The 17,234-nt window shown below is 54.6% G+C and carries 16 protein-coding genes; 10 read left to right on the plus strand and 6 right to left on the minus strand.

What is annotated here, in order from left to right; all coding sequences use genetic code 11:
- Window positions 1-2: 2 nt before the first annotated feature.
- From hpaD to DK510_RS03325, 3 genes are all read right to left on the minus strand, one after another.
- Window positions 3-845, minus strand: coding sequence for a 3,4-dihydroxyphenylacetate 2,3-dioxygenase (hpaD, locus tag DK510_RS03315; RefSeq protein ID WP_109310904.1), 843 nt, complete (start codon window positions 843-845; stop codon window positions 3-5).
- A 164-nt stretch (window positions 846-1,009) separates the two neighbouring features.
- Complete coding sequence (gene hpaE / locus DK510_RS03320) at window positions 1,010-2,518, minus strand: 5-carboxymethyl-2-hydroxymuconate semialdehyde dehydrogenase (RefSeq protein ID WP_109310905.1); 1,509 nt, start codon at window positions 2,516-2,518, stop codon at window positions 1,010-1,012.
- A 3-nt stretch (window positions 2,519-2,521) separates the two neighbouring features.
- Entirely contained in the window at window positions 2,522-2,920 is a 399-nt protein-coding gene (locus DK510_RS03325; RefSeq protein ID WP_058274537.1) for a 5-carboxymethyl-2-hydroxymuconate Delta-isomerase, read from the minus strand.
- Window positions 2,921-3,026: 106 nt separating this feature from the next.
- Here DK510_RS03325 and hpaR point away from each other — a divergent pair, with 106 nt between their 5' ends.
- Window positions 3,027-3,467: a homoprotocatechuate degradation operon regulator HpaR gene (gene hpaR / locus DK510_RS03330; protein ID WP_058281156.1), complete on the plus strand. Its 441-nt coding sequence runs from the start codon at window positions 3,027-3,029 to the stop codon at window positions 3,465-3,467.
- 33 nt (window positions 3,468-3,500) lie between these two features.
- Here hpaR and DK510_RS03335 read toward each other — a convergent pair whose 3' ends face one another.
- Both DK510_RS03335 and DK510_RS03340 read right to left on the minus strand, forming a co-directional pair.
- Window positions 3,501-4,853, minus strand: a complete 1,353-nt coding sequence (locus tag DK510_RS03335) for an aminotransferase class III-fold pyridoxal phosphate-dependent enzyme (protein ID WP_109310906.1) — start codon at window positions 4,851-4,853, stop codon at window positions 3,501-3,503.
- A 35-nt stretch (window positions 4,854-4,888) separates the two neighbouring features.
- Window positions 4,889-5,668 (minus strand): IclR family transcriptional regulator, encoded by a 780-nt coding sequence (locus tag DK510_RS03340; RefSeq protein WP_109310907.1) that lies wholly within the window; start codon window positions 5,666-5,668, stop codon window positions 4,889-4,891.
- Between the two features lie 108 nt (window positions 5,669-5,776).
- Between DK510_RS03340 and DK510_RS03345 the strand changes: the two genes are divergently transcribed.
- From DK510_RS03345 to DK510_RS03370, 6 genes are read left to right on the plus strand one after another with little or no spacing between them, the layout of a single operon-like run.
- Window positions 5,777-6,706: a tripartite tricarboxylate transporter substrate binding protein gene (locus DK510_RS03345; protein ID WP_058274540.1), complete on the plus strand. Its 930-nt coding sequence runs from the start codon at window positions 5,777-5,779 to the stop codon at window positions 6,704-6,706.
- Between the two features lie 56 nt (window positions 6,707-6,762).
- A complete protein-coding gene (locus DK510_RS03350; RefSeq protein WP_108859824.1) occupies window positions 6,763-7,299 on the plus strand; it encodes a tripartite tricarboxylate transporter TctB family protein in 537 nt (178 codons plus the stop codon).
- Window positions 7,300-7,308: 9 nt separating this feature from the next.
- Complete coding sequence (locus DK510_RS03355; protein WP_109310908.1) at window positions 7,309-8,841, plus strand: tripartite tricarboxylate transporter permease; 1,533 nt, start codon at window positions 7,309-7,311, stop codon at window positions 8,839-8,841.
- A 7-nt stretch (window positions 8,842-8,848) separates the two neighbouring features.
- The gene (locus tag DK510_RS03360; RefSeq protein ID WP_109310909.1) at window positions 8,849-10,333 is read left to right on the plus strand and encodes an aldehyde dehydrogenase; all 1,485 of its coding nucleotides are present in this window, start codon (window positions 8,849-8,851) and stop codon (window positions 10,331-10,333) included.
- 28 nt (window positions 10,334-10,361) lie between these two features.
- On the plus strand, window positions 10,362-11,597 hold the full coding sequence (locus DK510_RS03365; protein WP_109310910.1) for a Tm-1-like ATP-binding domain-containing protein: 1,236 nt from the start codon (window positions 10,362-10,364) through the stop codon (window positions 11,595-11,597).
- A complete protein-coding gene (locus tag DK510_RS03370) occupies window positions 11,594-13,249 on the plus strand; it encodes a sulfatase-like hydrolase/transferase (RefSeq protein WP_109310911.1) in 1,656 nt (551 codons plus the stop codon). Before DK510_RS03365 ends, DK510_RS03370 begins: the two co-directional genes overlap by 4 nt.
- 456 nt (window positions 13,250-13,705) lie before the next feature.
- On the opposite strand, the gene DK510_RS03375 is transcribed toward DK510_RS03370, so the two are convergent.
- Window positions 13,706-14,359, minus strand: a complete 654-nt coding sequence (locus DK510_RS03375) for a TetR/AcrR family transcriptional regulator (RefSeq protein WP_109310912.1) — start codon at window positions 14,357-14,359, stop codon at window positions 13,706-13,708.
- A gap of 109 nt (window positions 14,360-14,468) precedes the next feature.
- Between DK510_RS03375 and DK510_RS03380 the strand changes: the two genes are divergently transcribed.
- The 3 genes from DK510_RS03380 to DK510_RS03390 are packed head-to-tail and all read left to right on the plus strand — an operon-like array spanning window position 14,469 to window position 17,217.
- Complete coding sequence (locus tag DK510_RS03380; protein ID WP_109310913.1) at window positions 14,469-15,338, plus strand: ABC transporter permease; 870 nt, start codon at window positions 14,469-14,471, stop codon at window positions 15,336-15,338.
- Window positions 15,335-16,123 (plus strand): ABC transporter permease, encoded by a 789-nt coding sequence (locus tag DK510_RS03385; protein WP_109310914.1) that lies wholly within the window; start codon window positions 15,335-15,337, stop codon window positions 16,121-16,123. The genes DK510_RS03380 and DK510_RS03385 overlap by 4 nt, the downstream gene beginning before the upstream one ends.
- Complete coding sequence (locus DK510_RS03390; protein ID WP_109310915.1) at window positions 16,120-17,217, plus strand: ABC transporter ATP-binding protein; 1,098 nt, start codon at window positions 16,120-16,122, stop codon at window positions 17,215-17,217. The genes DK510_RS03385 and DK510_RS03390 overlap by 4 nt, the downstream gene beginning before the upstream one ends.
- The last annotated feature ends 17 nt before the right edge of the window (window positions 17,218-17,234 follow it).

A 17,234-nucleotide genomic window follows, 5' to 3' on the forward strand; every position in this document is an offset into this window, starting at 1 on the left:
CCTCAGACCGAAAAGCTGATATTTGCCTGACCCGTTCCGGAACTACCGAAATACGGGGTGTAGATGTCGATCTCGCCTTTGTAACTGCCCCATCCCAACGCACCGAACAGCAGCGCAGTGTCGTTCATCGCACACTCGCCCGTACATTTCTTGGCGTAGTCAGGCAAAAGGTCCAAGAATTCTTCGAACCGGCCCTGTTCCCACAATTCGAGAACGCGCATATCCATCTGGCGGTTGAACTCGCCATTCACTGCGTTCAGACCCTCGACCGAGCGCTCATTCGGCGTGAAGTCATGACTTAGAGACCCGGAGGCCAGAATAGAAACATTGCGGTTCGAACGCCGGATGCCTTCGGCGATGGCTTCACCCCAAACGCGGTTCTCAGCGATGGACGAGAACTGGTTGACCGCAACTGGCAGCACCCGGGCATTCACATCGTCATTGATAAAATGCATCGGCAAAAGGGTACCGTACTCCATTCCCATGTCGGGATGCGAATGACCCAGTGCCCGTTCCCCACGCTCTCTCAGAACTTCAAGGATGGTTTCACCAAGGTCGTGATCACCGCGATAGTCGAACTCCATATCCGCCAGCATGTGCGGCAGTTCATGGCTAATAAAGCGGCCCTTGTGGCGCTCTTTTGTGTTCAGGTGAAAGCCCTGATTGGTGATCCAATGTGTATCGAATACGATGAAGGTGTCGACCTCGCGGTCAATCGCGTCCTGACGCAGACGTGCGTAACCATCTATCGCAGGTTGCCGGATACCTTTGTATTTCGGCATCGTGTGGGACATCCAGATGCTCGGCACATGTGTGATCTTAGCAGCCTGTACAATCTTTCCCATGTCAGTTCCTCCTCACTTAAGGTGGCGTCTGACCGCTTTGTTAGGGAGAGCGGACGACCAGACGTCATTTGGTCCGACTCTCAAAGAGTTCATGGACCATAGATGTGCGCGCGTATCTTATCTTTTTACGAGCGGCACCTTGTCCAGACGTCGCTCGAGAGGCGTTACTTTCCCAACTGCATAATCTTGTGCTGACCAGTGGCAAAGCCCACGTGTTTCTGCTCCATATAGAAGTCAAAGCTCCAATCACCGCCGTCGCGACCGATACCTGACGCCTTCACTCCGCCAAAAGGCGTGGGCAGGTGACGAACATTTTCCGAGTTCACCCAGATCATCCCAGCTTCCAACCTATCGGTAAAGCGCAGGGCGCGTGTAAGGTCGTTGGTCCAGACATAGCCGGTTAACCCATAGGGCGTGTCATTGGCGATTTGCAGCGCTTCTTCTTCGGTCGAGAAGGGAATGGAAGTTAGCACGGGGCCAAATATTTCCTCTCGCGCGATGCGCATGTCGTTGTTGGCATTGGTAAACAATGTCGGGCGTACGAAAAATCCGCCATCACCAACCTTGACCCCACCGGCCGCGACGGTCGCACCATCCTCTTTTGCGATGTCAAAGTATGAGGTCACCTTGTTGTAATGCTCCTCAGTGACCAGCGGGCCGATCTCTGTCGCAGGGTCCAGGGGGTGCCCGACCTTGATGTTGTTCACACGCTCGACCAGTTTGGCCTCGAACTCTTCCTTGATAGTGTCCTGCACCAGCAGCCGCGAGGACGAGGTGCAGCGCTCACCGTTGATCGAGTAGATCATGAAAATCACCGCATCCAGAGCCCGGTCCAGATCGGCGTCATCAAACACGATAACAGGGTTCTTACCGCCCAGTTCCAGGTGCATCCGCTTGAGCGTATCGGCACCCTGCTTTGTGATGCTGCTGCCTGTCCGGCTTTCTCCGACAAAAGCGATGGCTTTGATCAAGGGATGCTCTGTCAACGCCTTACCGGCATCAGGGCCAAACCCGTTCACAGTATTCAGCACGCCCTTGGGCAAACCCGCCTCTTCGGCAATTTCCACCAACAGGCGGGCAGATAAAGGTGAGTCTTCGGCTGGTTTGTGGACCACGGTGCAGCCCGCGGCCAGAGCGGGCGCGATTTTCCAAGTCGACAGCATGAAGGGCGTGTTCCACGGAGTAATCACGCCAACCGGGCCGATAGGTACACGAGTGGTGATATTCATCAACGTCGGCGATTTCAGGTGTTGCCCGTCGCGAGCCTGCACGACTTGATCCGCAAAGTAGCGAAAATTCTCGGCACCGCGCAGCGCCGCCTTGGACATGAACCGCAATGTCTGACCCGTATCCCAACACTCACACAGCGCAATTTCTTCTGCCCGGGCTTCGATCGCATCGGCAACGTTTATCAGGATCCGGCGGCGTTCGGTGGCGGGCATGTCGCGCCATTCAGTAAAGGCAGCATGGGCCGCTTTGACCGCCGCGTCGATATCGTCGGACGTACCGTGCGCAACGTCGCAGATCACCGATTTATCCACGGGAGAGGAGGATTGGAAAACACCCGCTGCGCCATCCCGGTCTTCGCCTGCGATGCGGTTCTTGATGCCTGTTTCTTTGAACCGGGCCAGAAAGCCTGCCAGTTTCTCGATATTCGTATCCAGTACGCTCATGCGTCAGGTCTCCTGCTTTGTCGCAGCCAAATGATTCCGGATTGTGCCGGTCTTGGGCGAAAGGTCTGGGTCGATGTCACGCATCTCTAGTGAAAGCGCGATAGAGTGTTTCGAGAAGGCCTGTTCCAGATACGCCTCAACCGCGTCAAAGATACGCTGTGTTGCGTCCTTCTTAACGTCGTCAGGACGGCCAGCGCGCAGGCGGATTGAGATGTCCACAAAGCCATGCTTGGGATCTCCATCCGCAATGGCAAAATAGTCAACACGCGTGGCGCGGACGCGAATTCCCGGCATTGGAAAAGCCTCAATCCCCGCAGCGGTGTCTCGTATGCATTCGCACAAGCCACCGATGTCGACCCGATCGTCCAGATTGCCGGAGTATTCGACGTGGAAGTGTGGCATGACCTCTCCTTTACTACTTAACATGTTTAGTAAATTGTATCGCGACCGTCAAGAACTTGCTTTGTTAATCTTTGCAATTCCTGAAATGGCGTTCTAGAAGGCTGGAATGAACCGACAAAGCCATACCACGAGAACCTCTCGCGCTCTTCCGATCGCCCTGCTGCGCGCACGCGAAACCGTTATGGCCCCAATTCGGGATATGCTGCAGGGGATACAGCTGACTGAGCAAAAGTGGCGTATCCTTCGTGTTCTGGACGAAATGGGCGAAGTGGAACAAAGCACTATTGCAAATGAGGCCTGCCTTTTGCTTCCCAGCCTGACGCGAATTCTACGCACGATGGAGACTGATGGGCAGATATCCCGCCGTCAGGGCAGCACGGATAAGCGCCGCACCATGGTGAAGATCACCGATGAGGGGCGTCAAATTCTTGAAGAGAACCTTGCGACCTCGCTGGCGATTCACAATACGATCGAGGCGCAAATGGGGCAGGAAAAAATCGACAACCTACTGGATCTACTTGAGGAACTGCAGGCCGTAAAGGTTTGACCCCGACCTTGAAGACCGGGGCCAGCGTGATCACTACAGTCTCGCTAGTCCTGTATCCAGGGCTGACAGGATCTTGGCTACGTCATCAGACGTGATGACCAGCGGCGGAGACAATATGATGTTGTTTCCAGATACACGGACCATAACGCCATCTTCATAAGTTGCTTTTTGAACCTGCAGCGGAAGATGTTTGGCAATTGGCGCCTTGGTCGCACGGTCCGAAACCAGCTCGAGCGCGCACATTAGACCTTCACCCCCTCGCACGTCACCGACTACGTCATATTTCTCGGCCAGTTTTTTCAACCCGGCAAACATCTCATCCCCCCGTGCAGCTGCGTTTTCCCAAACTCGCAGGCGGTTGATCTCGGCAAGAGTGGCCAAGGCTGCGGCCGCGCCAACCGGGTGCCCGGAATAGGTGTAGCCCTGATCGACAGAAGCTCTGCCGGTAGTGTCGCTTTCGAACACCTCCGCAACCGCGCCAGAGATCATTGCCGCGCCGAATGGGAAATAGCCGTTTGTGATGGCTTTGGCCGTTGTCATGATATCGGGCTGCACCCCCCAATGTCTCGCGCCACTTTCGCTGCCTGTACGCCCAAAGGCAGTAATGATTTCGTCCGAAATTAACAGAATTCCGTGCTTTGAGCAGACCTCACGCACCATGGGCATAAAGCCCTTGTGCGGCGGGATCACTCCGCCTGCGCCCAAGATTGGCTCCATAATAAATGCGGCGACGGTGTTTGCACCCTGGAATGCGATTTCGGCCTCCAGCGCTTTTACGCAAAGCTGCGCAAGACGCTCGGGGTCCGTCTCATCGAACGGATTGCGATAGGTCCAGGGCGCGGGCACGTGGAAACAGCCCGGCATCATCGGCTCATAAGCCGCACGGAACTTCTGATTGCCATTGACCGAGGCAGCCGCGAAGTGGGTGCCGTGATAGCCCTGTTTCAGGCTGATGAACTTGGTACGGCCAGCCTCGCCTTGAACTTTGTGAAACTGACGTGCAAGTTTCAGCGCGATCTCAACCGAATCCGATCCACCCGAAGTAAAGAATGCACGGGTCAATCCGTCAGGCGCAAAGAACTGCGCCAGCTCATAAGACAATTCGATCGCCTTGTCGTTGCTTGTGCCGCGAAAGGTTGAATAATAGGGCAGCGCGTTCAGTTGATCGGTGATGGCCTGCTTTATCGGATCACACGAATAGCCCAGATTGACGTTCCATAAGCCACCCACTGCATCCAGCGCCTTGTGACCATCTACATCAATGATGCTGACCCCTTCACCTCCGGTCAGAATGGTCGGCGGGTTTTTCTGGCTGTCGGCCGGGTGCGCCATTGGTTGCCAGAAATGTCGGGCGTTGTTTTCCTTCAGAAAGTTGGAGTCTTTCATGTAGCGTGTCTCCGGAGATTAAGTCCGCCCGTCAATCATGGGTGGAATTCGGTTGGAAAAGTTTCGGGCATCTGGCCGCCAAAGTTTGCGGTCAGTTCTTTCGAAAGCGTGTGGAGTGAGGTCAAAATCAGCGGCTGCCGCGCGCGGGTTGCACGAATTTCGGGAACGGCAATCGCAATGGTTCCAATCGCGATCTGATCAATACCGAAGATAGGCGCCGCATATCCGAAGACACCATCTTCAAAGCTGCCATTACTATTGGCCCAGCCCGCCTGACCGATTTGTGCAACCCGGTCACGGATAATCTCTGGGTCCGTCATTGTTGCCTCGGTAAATCGGGTGAGTGTGTCGTATTCCAAGCGTTCCAGAAGGAAAGCGGGACCGAAGCTCAGCATGCATAATCCCGAAGCAGTCGCGTTGACCGGAATAATTTCGCTAGGGTCGAGACTTACGCGAACGCTGTGCTGCGTGGTTTCAACCACCAACGCGGTTTGTAGAGTGTCTTTCTCAAGCAGGGTAAGGTGCAGGCTTTCGCCAACCTCATGCATCGCGGCCTGCATTTTCTGGCGTGCACCATCAAGGCCGGGCTTGGCGATTTCGCGCAGGGCGGCCAACCGTAGAGCAGCTGGTCCGATGGCATATGATTTCGTCTGCGGATTCTGCTCGATCAGGCCGAACTCTTCCAGTGCTCGTAAGTGGCGGAGGGCGGTCGCCTTGTTCAAACCAGCCAGGCGCGCAATGTGACTCAGCCCGATTTCCGGCTGAGAGCTTGAAAAGTACTCTAGCATTTTCAAGGCATTAAGTGCGGTGCCCATGTGTTTTGCCTCCTCCCGGTCAGGTAATACTTGACAGAATTAACTTAACAACGCAACATTATTATTGTTAACGCGGTTCATTTATTGAACCACTAACGGGAGGTGTCAATGAAGAAATTTCTAGCAACCGCCGCATTTGTAGCGTCAGCAACCGCTGCACTGGCAGAATATCCAGAGAAGCCGGTAACCTTCGTGGTTCCATGGCCTCCGGGCGATCTTGAGGACGTGCTGACGCGAATGATCGCGGACGAATTTCAAGCCATGTACGACGTCCCGGCCGCGGTCGTGAACAAGCCCGGCGGCGGCGGCGGTCCGTTCCCAGGTGCAGTCGAAGTCGCCACCGCCCCGGCGGACGGATACACTATTGGTTCTTTCGTCATTGGCGTTCCCGTCATTGGACCGGAAATCGGTATCCCTGAACTGAACCCGAACCCGTTCGATCCGATCGGTATTTTTCTGACTTACCCATTCGTAATCGCATCCAGCAAGGATGCGCCGTTCTCGAACTGGGAAGAACTGGCGGAACACGGCAAGGATAACGATTTGGCGCTTGGTCATTTCGGCTCGGTCTTGCCGCCCACGCAGGTCACCTTTGCTGCTGCAGTAAGCAGCGGATTTGATTTTGCAAGTGAAGCAGCCTTTGACGCGTTGGATTGCAACACGCTGGCATCGGGTGACGTGGACGTCATCAACACCACGTTGCAACTTGTTCTACCTTGCCTGGATGACGTGAACATTCTGGCGAGCATTGGTGGCGAGCGGATTTCGCTGATCCCCGATACGCCGACGATCGTCGAGCTCAACCCGGATCTGCCGCTGGCATTGTGGAACGGCCTGTTCGTTCACAAGGATACTCCACCCGAGGCACGCGAAAAAATCACCGCAGCAGCACAAAAGGCGGTGCAGTCGGACAAGGCCAAGCAGCTTGCTGAGGAAACCGGTGCTTTGATCTACTGGCAGGACCCAGACGCATCCAATGCTCAGATTGAGCAAGACAAATCCTCTTTCGCTAAGATTGAAGAAATTCTGGGCGAGTAAGATCCAGATCGGGCGTGGGGCACAGCCTCACGCCTCTTTCAGGTTGGGAGGAAACGATGATTGCAAAGACTTTACAGGACATGTTCAAGAGATATCGCCGACCCGGCGATGTCGTTTTCGCCGTACTGTTTCTGGCATTCGCGGTGTTTCTGTTGTCCCAGCTGGGTGATCAGACCAAGGTCGTCAAACGAACCAAATGGTTCGCGCAGCCGGGTCTTTGGCCCACAATTGCAATCTGGTGCATGGTGGTGTTCGGGTTTCTGCATTGGCTTAGCTCGGCCTTGTCAGACCGGATCAGCGGCCGCTGGACCGAGGTCGGGTTCTGGGTTCGGTCGTTCGAATATGTTGCCTATTTCCTGATCTATGTGCTGGTGGTTCCGCAGCTGGGATATCTGCCCTCAACCATGTTGTTCGCAGTCTTCCTGACCCTTCGTGTAGGGTTTCGTGGTGCAAATGCTATCGGAATAGCTGCGTTGTTCGGCTTCGTCGTCACCATCGTTTTCCGTGGCTTTCTTCAGGTCAAAATCCCCGCCGGAGCGGTCTATGAGTACCTTCCGGATTCCGTGCGCGCCTTTGCGCTGACCTATCTGTAAGGGGCCACTATGGAAACGCTTCTTTCCGGTATTTCAATCCTGCTACAATGGCAGGTAATCGTGGCCCTGCTGATCGGTTCGATCGGCGGCGTCATCATCGGTGCATTGCCCGGCGTGGGTGCGGCGGTGGCCATCGCAATCCTGTTGCCTGCCACCTTTGCGTTCGAGCCCATCGTAGGACTAACCCTGTTATTGGGTATCTACGGCTCGTCCATGTATGGCGGAGCCATTCCCGCGATTCTGATCAACGCCCCCGGCACAGCGGTGAACGCGCTGACCACTTATGACGGATATCCCATGACCAAACGGGGGCAGGGCCACCGTGCGCTGTCTCTGGCGTATTCGGCCTCGTTCTTCGGCGGCGTTTTTGCGATCATCTGTCTGATGGTTTTGTCACCGGTTCTGGCCCTTGTTGCCCCACATTTCGGCAGCCGCGAGATTTTCCTGGCCGCGCTATTGGGCATCATTCTGGTTGTGCTGGCCCATCGGGGGCAGATCTTTGCCGCTGGTATGCTGGCGGCATTTGGCATTTTCCTGAATTCGGTCGGGCTGGAGCCCGTGAAATACACTCGCCGGTTCACCTTTGATCAAAGTTGGCTGGCTTCGGGTATTGATCTCATTGTGGTCGTGCTGGGTCTGTTTGCGATTAGCCAGGCATTTCTGCTGCTATTGGAAAAGAACCACGCGCCAGGCGACACCCATGTAAGTGGCAATATCTCTGCCGGCCTCAAAGAACTTCTGGGCGTGAAACGCGTTGCTACCGTGTCCTCAAGTATCGGTGTTTTCATGGGCATGGTGCCGGGCACGGGCGAGTTTACATCGCAATTTTTATCCTACACCTATGCTCAAAAGACGTCAAAGAATCCAGAAAAGTTTGGTGATGGCTCACCCGAGGGCCTTGTGGCGTCCGAGGCAGCTAACAACGCGGTTCCGGGCGCTGCAATGATTCCTCTGCTGGCTCTGGGTATTCCCGGCGAGGCACTGACGGCGATGATGCTGTCGGTGTTTTATGTCCACAACGTGATCCCCGGACCGCAGCTGTTCGAAAATCAGATGGATTTCGTATTGGCCCTGTATATGGCGCTGATCCTGCTTAACGTGATCGTTCTAGTGTTCCTGCTGTTTTCTACGAATCTGCTGCTGAAGATTATCCAGATCCCGACCCGGTTCCTTGGTGTCATGATCCTGATACTTGCCTTCGTGGGAGTTTACAGCCTGCGCAACTCGATCACCGATTGCGCCATTGCAGCCGGGTTTGGGGTCTTTGGGCTGATTCTCAAACGGCTGGACCTGCCGATTGTTCCAATCATTTTGGGCATGGTTCTTGGCGGCATCATGGAAACCAAGCTGCGCAGCGCAATGGCAAGGGTCAAAACGCCGCTCGATTTCATTGACCGGCCTATCGCGGCCATTCTGTTTGGCCTGATCGTTCTGATCATGATCCTGCACTGCCGAACGCTTTATTTCGAATTCAAATACAAACTGCGGCCGGAACCTACGATGCAACCCGTGGATTCCGATAATCCGAACCAGCAAGGATAAGCGACCTATGGATCAACTTGCTATAGATACGCTACGTGGTCAGCCCGTACCGGCACGGAGCCTTCTGATTGATGGGCGTCACGAGGCTGCAGTGGCAGGAGGGCAACTGGATGTCATTTCTCCAATTGACGGTCAGGTTCTAACGCAAATTGCCGAGGGCACCCCCGAGGATATGGAGCGGGCTATTGCGGCGGCCCGCACGGCGTTTGAAGACGGACGCTGGTCGCGGGCTGCACCTTCTGTACGCAAGAAGGTGTTGTTGAAACTGGCCGATCTGATTGAAGAACACGCTTTGGAACTGGCCGTTCTGGGCGTGCGGGACAACGGCACTGAGATCAACATGGCCATGAAGGCCGAGCCGATGTCGGCTGCGGGCACGTTCCGCTATTATGGCGAGGCCATAGACAAGATCTATGGTCAGATTGCGCCCACAGCTGAAAATGTGCTGGGTCTCGTGCACCACGCGCCTGTCGGCGTTGTCGGGGCGATTGTGCCTTGGAACATGCCGATGATGATCGGTGCGTGGAAGATCGCGCCGGCGCTGGCGGCGGGCAACTCGGTGGTGTTGAAACCTGCGGAATCGGCCTCGCTATCACTTTTGCGATTAGCCGAATTGGCGCTTGAGGCAGGTGTGCCGGACGGTGTCCTGAACGTTGTCACAGGCAAAGGCAGCGTGGTTGGTGAAACACTGGCCCTGTCGATGGATGTTGACATCATGGTTTTTACTGGTTCGGGTGCGACAGGGCGGCGGCTTCTGGAATATTCCGCGCGCTCGAACTTGAAACGCTGCTACTTGGAGCTTGGCGGAAAGTCCCCGAACATCGTGTTCAACGACGCCCCGGATCTCGCGCAGGCGGCCAAGGTCTCCGCCGCAGGTATTTTCCGAAATTCAGGTCAGATTTGCGTCGCGGGATCGCGCTTGCTCGTTCAGGAGGATATTCATGAAGACTTCGTCGCCGAGATTGTCAAACACGCGCAAGCTTTCCGCGTCGGCGACCCGCTGGATTTGAACACACAGATCGGGGCAGTGCACTCATTGCCGGAATTGAAAAGCAATCTGGATTTTGTCGCCCAAGCCGAAGCGGAAGGTGCTGAGCGCCGTGCCGGCGGTGACCGAATTCTGACGGAAACGGGCGGTTATTATATGGCACCCACTGTAATGAACGGGGTCAAACCCACCGACAATCTTTTCCGCAATGAGGTCTTTGGTCCGGTTCTGGCCGTGACACCGTTCAGGGACGAAGATGAGGCACTGCGCCTGGCAAATGACAGCGTTTATGGATTGGCCTCGGGCGTGTGGACTGCAAACCTGAGCCGTGCACATCGCATGGTGGCGGGCATCCGCTCTGGCGTCGTTCACGTCAATACTTACGGCGGTGCTGACGCCACTGTGCCTTTAGGTGGTGTAAAACAGTCGGGCAACGGCCACGACAAGTCTATGCATGCAATGGAAAAGTATTTCGATCTGAAAACAGCCTGGATTCAGCTGTAAGACGATAGCCTGCAAGGAGAAGATTACCATGGGCGAAAAGACTATCTTGCTGATAGGCACCTATGACACCAAAGACCCCGAGATGCGATACATCGAAGAATGCATCACTGCGCAGGGTGGCAACGTGCTGACCATGGACGTCTCGGTTCTTGGGGATCCAACCACGCCCACAGACATTTCCAAACATGATGTGGCCGCGGCCGGTGGTATGACCATAGAAGAGGTGATCGCGCTCGGTGACGAAAACAAGGCTTTTCGCGTGATGTCGCAGGGCGCAGCAACGCTTGTGGCACAGGTCTACGCCGACGGCAAATTTGATGGGATGCTCGCAACTGGTGGCACAATGGGGACCGATCTGGCGCTGGATTGTGCGCAGGCTTTGCCAATGGGTGTGCCGAAATATATCGTCTCCACCGTCAGTTTTTCACCGCTGATTCCGCCGCACCGTTTGGCGCCGGATATTCAGATGATCCTGTGGGCGGGCGGGCTTTATGGTATGAACTCGGTTTGCCGCTCATCGCTAAGTCAGGCCGCAGGCGCTGTTTTGGGCGCAGCCCGCGCGGTTCAACGCCCTCAGCGCGATCGCCCGATGATCGGGATGACTTCGTTGGGCTCATCCTGCCTGCGTTATATGAAAACTTTGAAACCTGCTTTGGAAGAACGGGGATACGAAGTGGCCGTGTTCCATTCAACGGGTATGGGCGGTATGGCATTTGAGAAGCTTGCGGGTGAGGGCGCGTTCTGTTGTGTAATGGATTTCTGCATGCAGGAATTTGCCAACATGCTCGCAGGTTCGCTGGTGTCCTCGGGGCGTGACCGGCTGACAAATGCCGGGCGCGTGGGCGTGCCGCAAATGGTGGCGCCAGGCGCGCTGGATCTTTTGGATTTTGCTGGTTGGCAGGACATTCCCGACCAATATGCCGACCGCCCGTTCCATGAACATAATCGCCTGATCAAAAGTGCGGTGTTTAGTGCAAAAGAGCGACGGGCCGCTATTCGGGAAATGGCTGGTCGTCTGAAACAGGCTACCGGCCCAACCCATTTTTTCCTGCCCACCGGCGGTGTTGAGGAATGGGATCGCGAAGGTCAGGAAGCGCATGACCGGGAAGCGCTTGCCGAAATGGTTGACGAGGCTCGCAACGTGATGCCTGCGGTTGCATCAACTACGGAAATTGACGCCCATATCAATGACGACGCCTTCTGCGAAGCGGTACTCAAACAGTTCGACAAATGGATGAATGACGGGGTGGTTAAGGCGACATGACCAGAAAAGCCAAAAACATCCTGTTTATCATGTTCGATCAGCTTCGGTACGACTACCTGAGCTGCACCGGACATCCGAGTTTGAACACCCCCCATTTGGATGCGCTTGCTGCCAAGGGAGTGCGGTTTTCCCATTGTTATGTTCAATCGCCCATCTGCGGGGCCTCAAGAATGAGCTTTTACACAGGGCGTTACGTACACAGTCACGGCGCTGCCTGGAATAATTTTCCGCTCAAGGTTGGAGAGGTCACTCTGGGCGATCATCTGCGCGAACGTGGGATGGATAGTTGGTTGATCGGAAAGACGCATATGAGCGTGGATCAGGCAGGGATGGATCGTCTGGGCATTTCGCGCGATGGCGTTATCGGAGCACGTGTCGCGGAATGTGGTTTTGATGTCTTCCTCCGTGATGACGGCTTATGGGGTGAGGGGCCGCAAGGCTTTTATGACAAAAGACGTTCGCCTTATAATGAGTATCTGAAAGGGCAGGGGTATGAGGCTGAAAACCCCTGGCAGCACAATGCCAATGCCGGGGTTGATGAAGATGGTGGTGTCGCTTCGGGTTGGTTTATGCGGCACGCTGATAAGCCTGCAAACATCAAAGAAGAAGATAGCGAAACGCCGTGGCTGACGGGACAGGCGATTGAATTTATTAAAACGCAGGATGCAAATTCCGCTGGGCCATGGATGTGCCACCTGTCCTATATCAAGCCGCACTGGCCTTACATTGTTCCAGCGCCGTATCATGACATGTACGGGACGCAAGATGTTTTGCCAGTGGTTCGCTCGGATGGCGAGTTACATAATCCTCACCCTGTCTATGATCAATTCATGCAGAACGAAATTGGCCAAACCTTTAGCAAGCCGGGTGTGCGTGAAAAGGTGATACCCGCCTATATGGGGCTGATCAAACAGGCTGATGATCAGATGGGTCGCCTGTTCAATTGGCTAGAAGAGAGTGGCCACATGGAAGACACGATGATCGTCGTGACCTCCGACCATGGGGACTACCTCGGTGATCATTGGATGGGTGAAAAGGATCTCTTCCATGATCCGTCGGTGCGCGTTCCACTGATCATCTATGACCCGTCACCAGAAGCAGACGCAACACGCGGCACTGTTTGTAGCGCACTGGTCGAAAGTATTGATCTGGCGGCAACATTTGTTGATCTGGCAGGTAGCGATGTCCCGGATCACGTTATCGAAGGCGGCTCGCTACTGCCGTTACTGTATGGTCAAAACCCCAAGGCATGGCGCGAGTATGTGGTTAGCGAATATGATTATTCTGCCACGCCCGAAGCCGCGGCTCTGGGCCTTGACCCCAAACAAGCACGCCTGTTCATGCTGGCGGACAAGGATTGGAAATTCATCTTTGCCGATGGTGGGTTTCGCCCGTTATTGTTCGACCTGAAAAACGACCCTAAAGAGTTGAATGATCTCGGTGCCGACTTGGGCCATGCCGAGGTGATCAACATGTTCATGAAGCGCTTGTCAGAATGGGCGCGCCGTCCATCGCAACGTACAACAGTTTCAAATGAAACGTTGATGAAGAAGCGAGGCGGGAGTGCGGCTGATGTCGGTATTTTTATCGGTGTTTATGATGAGCGTGAATTGCCCTACGACGTAATAGAGAAAACGATCAGACGTCGGTGAGACATGCTGGGGTTTTGTCATGTTGTGGGTCTTTTGCGGATCTGTCGCAAAGTTGTTTAGGCAGTTGCGATGACCCCATTCAACTATCTTCAAGGCAACAACGCAAACAACAACAACGAAAAATGAGAGTAAACGGCCTGGATCCGAGAACATAGTTAATCAGCACCAGGCTTTTCAAATTCGGCAAAAAAAATGGGTGGTATGGCACGTAGTTCTCTCAAAAAAACGACCCATAGGTCATACCGACGTTTATTGGATGGCATTGTCGGGTTATTGAGCAGAAGGTATGTATTGGTTGTTGGTGCACATGCAACATTTCTCCAGCGCAAAGCGGGCGTCGAGTTTCATCAAGCGCAGGCTGGGTGCCACTTGGTTGGTAGGGGTCTCACCACTGCCAGTCGTCGGTTTTCGAAAAAAAGGCTTTGTCTCTAAGTCAAATCTGAGCGTCGCTAAGGCTCATAACACGAATTTGCCGGGAAAAAGTCCGCCTAAAAACCTTCGAATAAGTTCAGCAGAGCGTTGTCGCGAAAAAATCTGCACATCGGTAAGGTAATTTACCCACATACCTTCCAGCAAGGCCAGCGTTCCGCTGGTGGCATCATCCACCAAGTTCGGATCATGTCCGTTTTGTTGGGCTATCTCCATGAACGCAAGTCGCAAAGTCTCGACGAGTTTAGGGTCCTGAGTGCTACTGTAACGGGCAATACCTGGGTGTGAGCTCGCGATGCCGCGGAATGCATGCCAGATTTTCGTTGTTCGTGGATTGAGTAAGGCTTCAGACAGATCGGCCTCAATCACAGCCATCACTCGGTCTTCGGGTGATGCATCCGAGCCCAGATCGGTCAATCTGTCCATCTCGGCATAATACTCGGTACTGAAATGCTGGGCCGCTGCCGTCAGTAAATTGTCCTTCCCCCCGAAATGCAAATGGATCATTCCGCGCGACAGACCGGAGCGCTCGCAGATGCGACTGACCGAGGTATCGGTAACTCCAATATCAGCAATAGTATCCAGTGTAGCCTTGATCAGAAGCTGCCTGTTGGCTTCCGGATCGCGCTTCGAACTACGCTTTCTTCCTTTGGGTTCTGTCACTCTATTAAATGATTCCATAAGCTTAGGGTCTTCTCATGTGGGCGGCTCACAGGAAGATTGACACGAAAGGCCTTTCTGGCGCAACATTAAATGGACGATCGTCCATTAGAGACTCGTAAGTACCGAGATGGGAGATAGGGTGATTTTTCGTAGCGAAGCGTCCCGGGGTTATACCCTCAGCGCACCAGCCACGGCATACGTGGGCTTTCTGGTGGCGGCGCCTTTGGTGATCCTGATCGCCTATTCGTTCTGGACCCAAACCTACGTAACGCTCGACAAGACACCGACGTTGAAAAACTATAGCGACGCGCTTGCTGATCCGCTGGTTCGACACTTAATGCTAAGGTCGATCTGGATTGCCGGAGCAGTTACGGTGGTCACTGTCGCATTGGCCTATCCCATCGCCTACTTCATCGCGATGAAGGCCCGGAAAAAGACTATCTGGCTTCTGCTCATCACCATTCCGTTCTGGTCCAGCTATCTGCTGCGCGTATTTGCCTGGAAACTCATCCTTGGGTTCAACGGGGTGATGAATTCTGCACTGCTGATGCTTGGTCTGATCGACGAACCGCTCGACTTCTTGCTCTATAATGAATTCGCCGTTGTGCTGACGCTTGCTCATGCCTGGGCACCTTTTGCGATCCTGCCGATCTATGTCTCGTTGCAGAAGATCGATCCAAGCCTGTTGGAGGCCGCCACAGACCTCGGCAACAGTCCTTTGCAACGCTTCATGCGGGTGACGCTGCCGCTGACGATCCCGGGGATCATTGCTGCTTGCCTGATCATCTTCATTCCGACTGTCGGCGACTACGTAACGCCCGCACTGGTCGGCGGATCGGACGGGAAGATGATTGCCAATCTTATTCAGGTGCAGTTCGGGGCCGCCAACAACTGGCCTCTCGGCGCCACACTTTCGCTGATCGCGATGCTGTCGGTCGGCTTCGTCGCCATCGTGTTTGTCATTACCGCCACCCAGCTTGGGAGGAGGATCAGATGAAGCGCCCCTCGACCCTGACAGCCTATGCTTTTCTGTATTTGGTTTTTCTGTACCTGCCGGTTCTTTTCCTACCTTTGTTCTCGTTCAACAGCGGTACAATTGTTGCCTTTCCGATCAAGGGCTGGACGCTGGACTGGTATCGGAAGCTGGGCGAGCAGGATACGTTGATTCAGGCCCTTTGGAATTCGCTGGGTGTCGGCACGGTCGTCGCACTTCTATCCACCGCTATGGGGCTGTTCGCTGCGCGCGCCTTTGTTCGCTATCGTTTTCGGGGTCAGCGTGCAGCTGAAGGACTGGTGATGCTGCCTTTGGTTATTCCGGGCATTATCGTAGCTTCGTCAATGCTGGTTCTGTTTCTGTTTCTCGGCCTCAAGCCATCTCTGCTGACCGTTGTTCTGGGCCATACGTTCCTCGCCTTGCCATTTTCCGTTTCGATCTTGAAGTCCGCGTTCGATGACTTCGACGCGTCGCTGGAGGAGGCATCTTACGATCTGGGTGTCGGTGTGTTTGAAACCTTCCGCCGCGTGACGCTTCCGGTTGTTTCCCCAGGTATCATAGCTAGCATGCTGGTCACGTTCACGGTCAGCTTCGATGAGTTCGTCCTAGCCTTTTTCCTGTCCGGCAACCAACCAACCCTGCCGGTCTATATTTGGAGCCAAATTCGTTTCCCGGCCAAGCTTCCAAACGTTTTGGCCTTGGGCTCTATCCTGCTGCTTACCTCGGTTCTGCTTTTGGTATTGGCCGAGTATTTCCGGCGCCGCTCATCCGCATCAGAGGTCCGATGACAGACAGAAACATCATAGAACTCAGGGGCGTCGAAAAGCGCTATGGCACATTCCTGGCGGCCAGCGGGATCGATCTCGATCTCAAAGAGGGTGAGTTTTTCTCACTCCTCGGTCCATCGGGATGCGGCAAGACCACGGTGTTGCGGATGATCGCGGGTTTCCAAGAACCGACCGAGGGCACTGTGCTGATCGATGGTCAGGATATGGAAGGTGTCCCGGCCAACAACCGCCCAACAAACATGGTCTTTCAAAGTTACGCCATCTTCCCGCACCTGAACGTCGGGAACAACGTGGCCTATGGATTACGGGGCAAGGCCCCCAAGGCAGAGATCGACCAGCGCGTATCCGAAGCGCTAGAAATGGTCGAGCTTGGAGGTCTTCAGGAGCGCGGCGCAAGTGAGTTGTCGGGTGGGCAGCGGCAAAGGGTAGCGCTCGCCCGGGCGCTGATCATGCGACCCAAAGTGTTGTTGCTGGACGAGCCCTTGTCCGCTCTCGACAAGAAATTGCGCGAACAGATGCAGTTTGAAATGCGCAACCTGCAGCAATCGCTTGGCATCACTTTCGTGATGGTCACACACGACCAATATGAGGCGATGACCATGTCCGACCGCATCGGTGTGATGTTCGACGGACGGCTCAAGCAGGTGGACACACCAACCACGCTTTATGCCCGTCCTTGTGATCAGCAAGTGGCCAGTTTCATCGGTGAAATGAACATACTGCCTGCCCAGTTGTTGGGTGAAACCGGCGATATGTTGTCGATCGATGCAGCCGCCTTCGGGCGGATTGAGATTGAGAGAAACCCCAACGTTGCGACCAGCTCTAAAGACATGAACATCGGTATTCGCCCGGAACAATTGGAAATCGCTGCTGAAAAGCCCGAAGACTATCCATCAACAGTTCAGGGCACTGTCAGCAACGTCGCATTCTATGGCGAGAACATTCACTACCACATTCAGGTGGCGGGAGCTGAGAAACCAATCTCGGTCTCAGTTCCAAACTATTTTCACACGGTCGATTTCAAACGCGGCGACGCAGTTTGGCTGGGGCTTCAGGGGGCAAGCGTGATCGATCTAGGTACAGACACAAAGTAAAATAGTGGGAGGATAAA

The organism is Ruegeria sp. AU67 (assembly GCF_900312795.1).
Lineage (GTDB): Bacteria > Pseudomonadota > Alphaproteobacteria > Rhodobacterales > Rhodobacteraceae > Ruegeria > Ruegeria atlantica.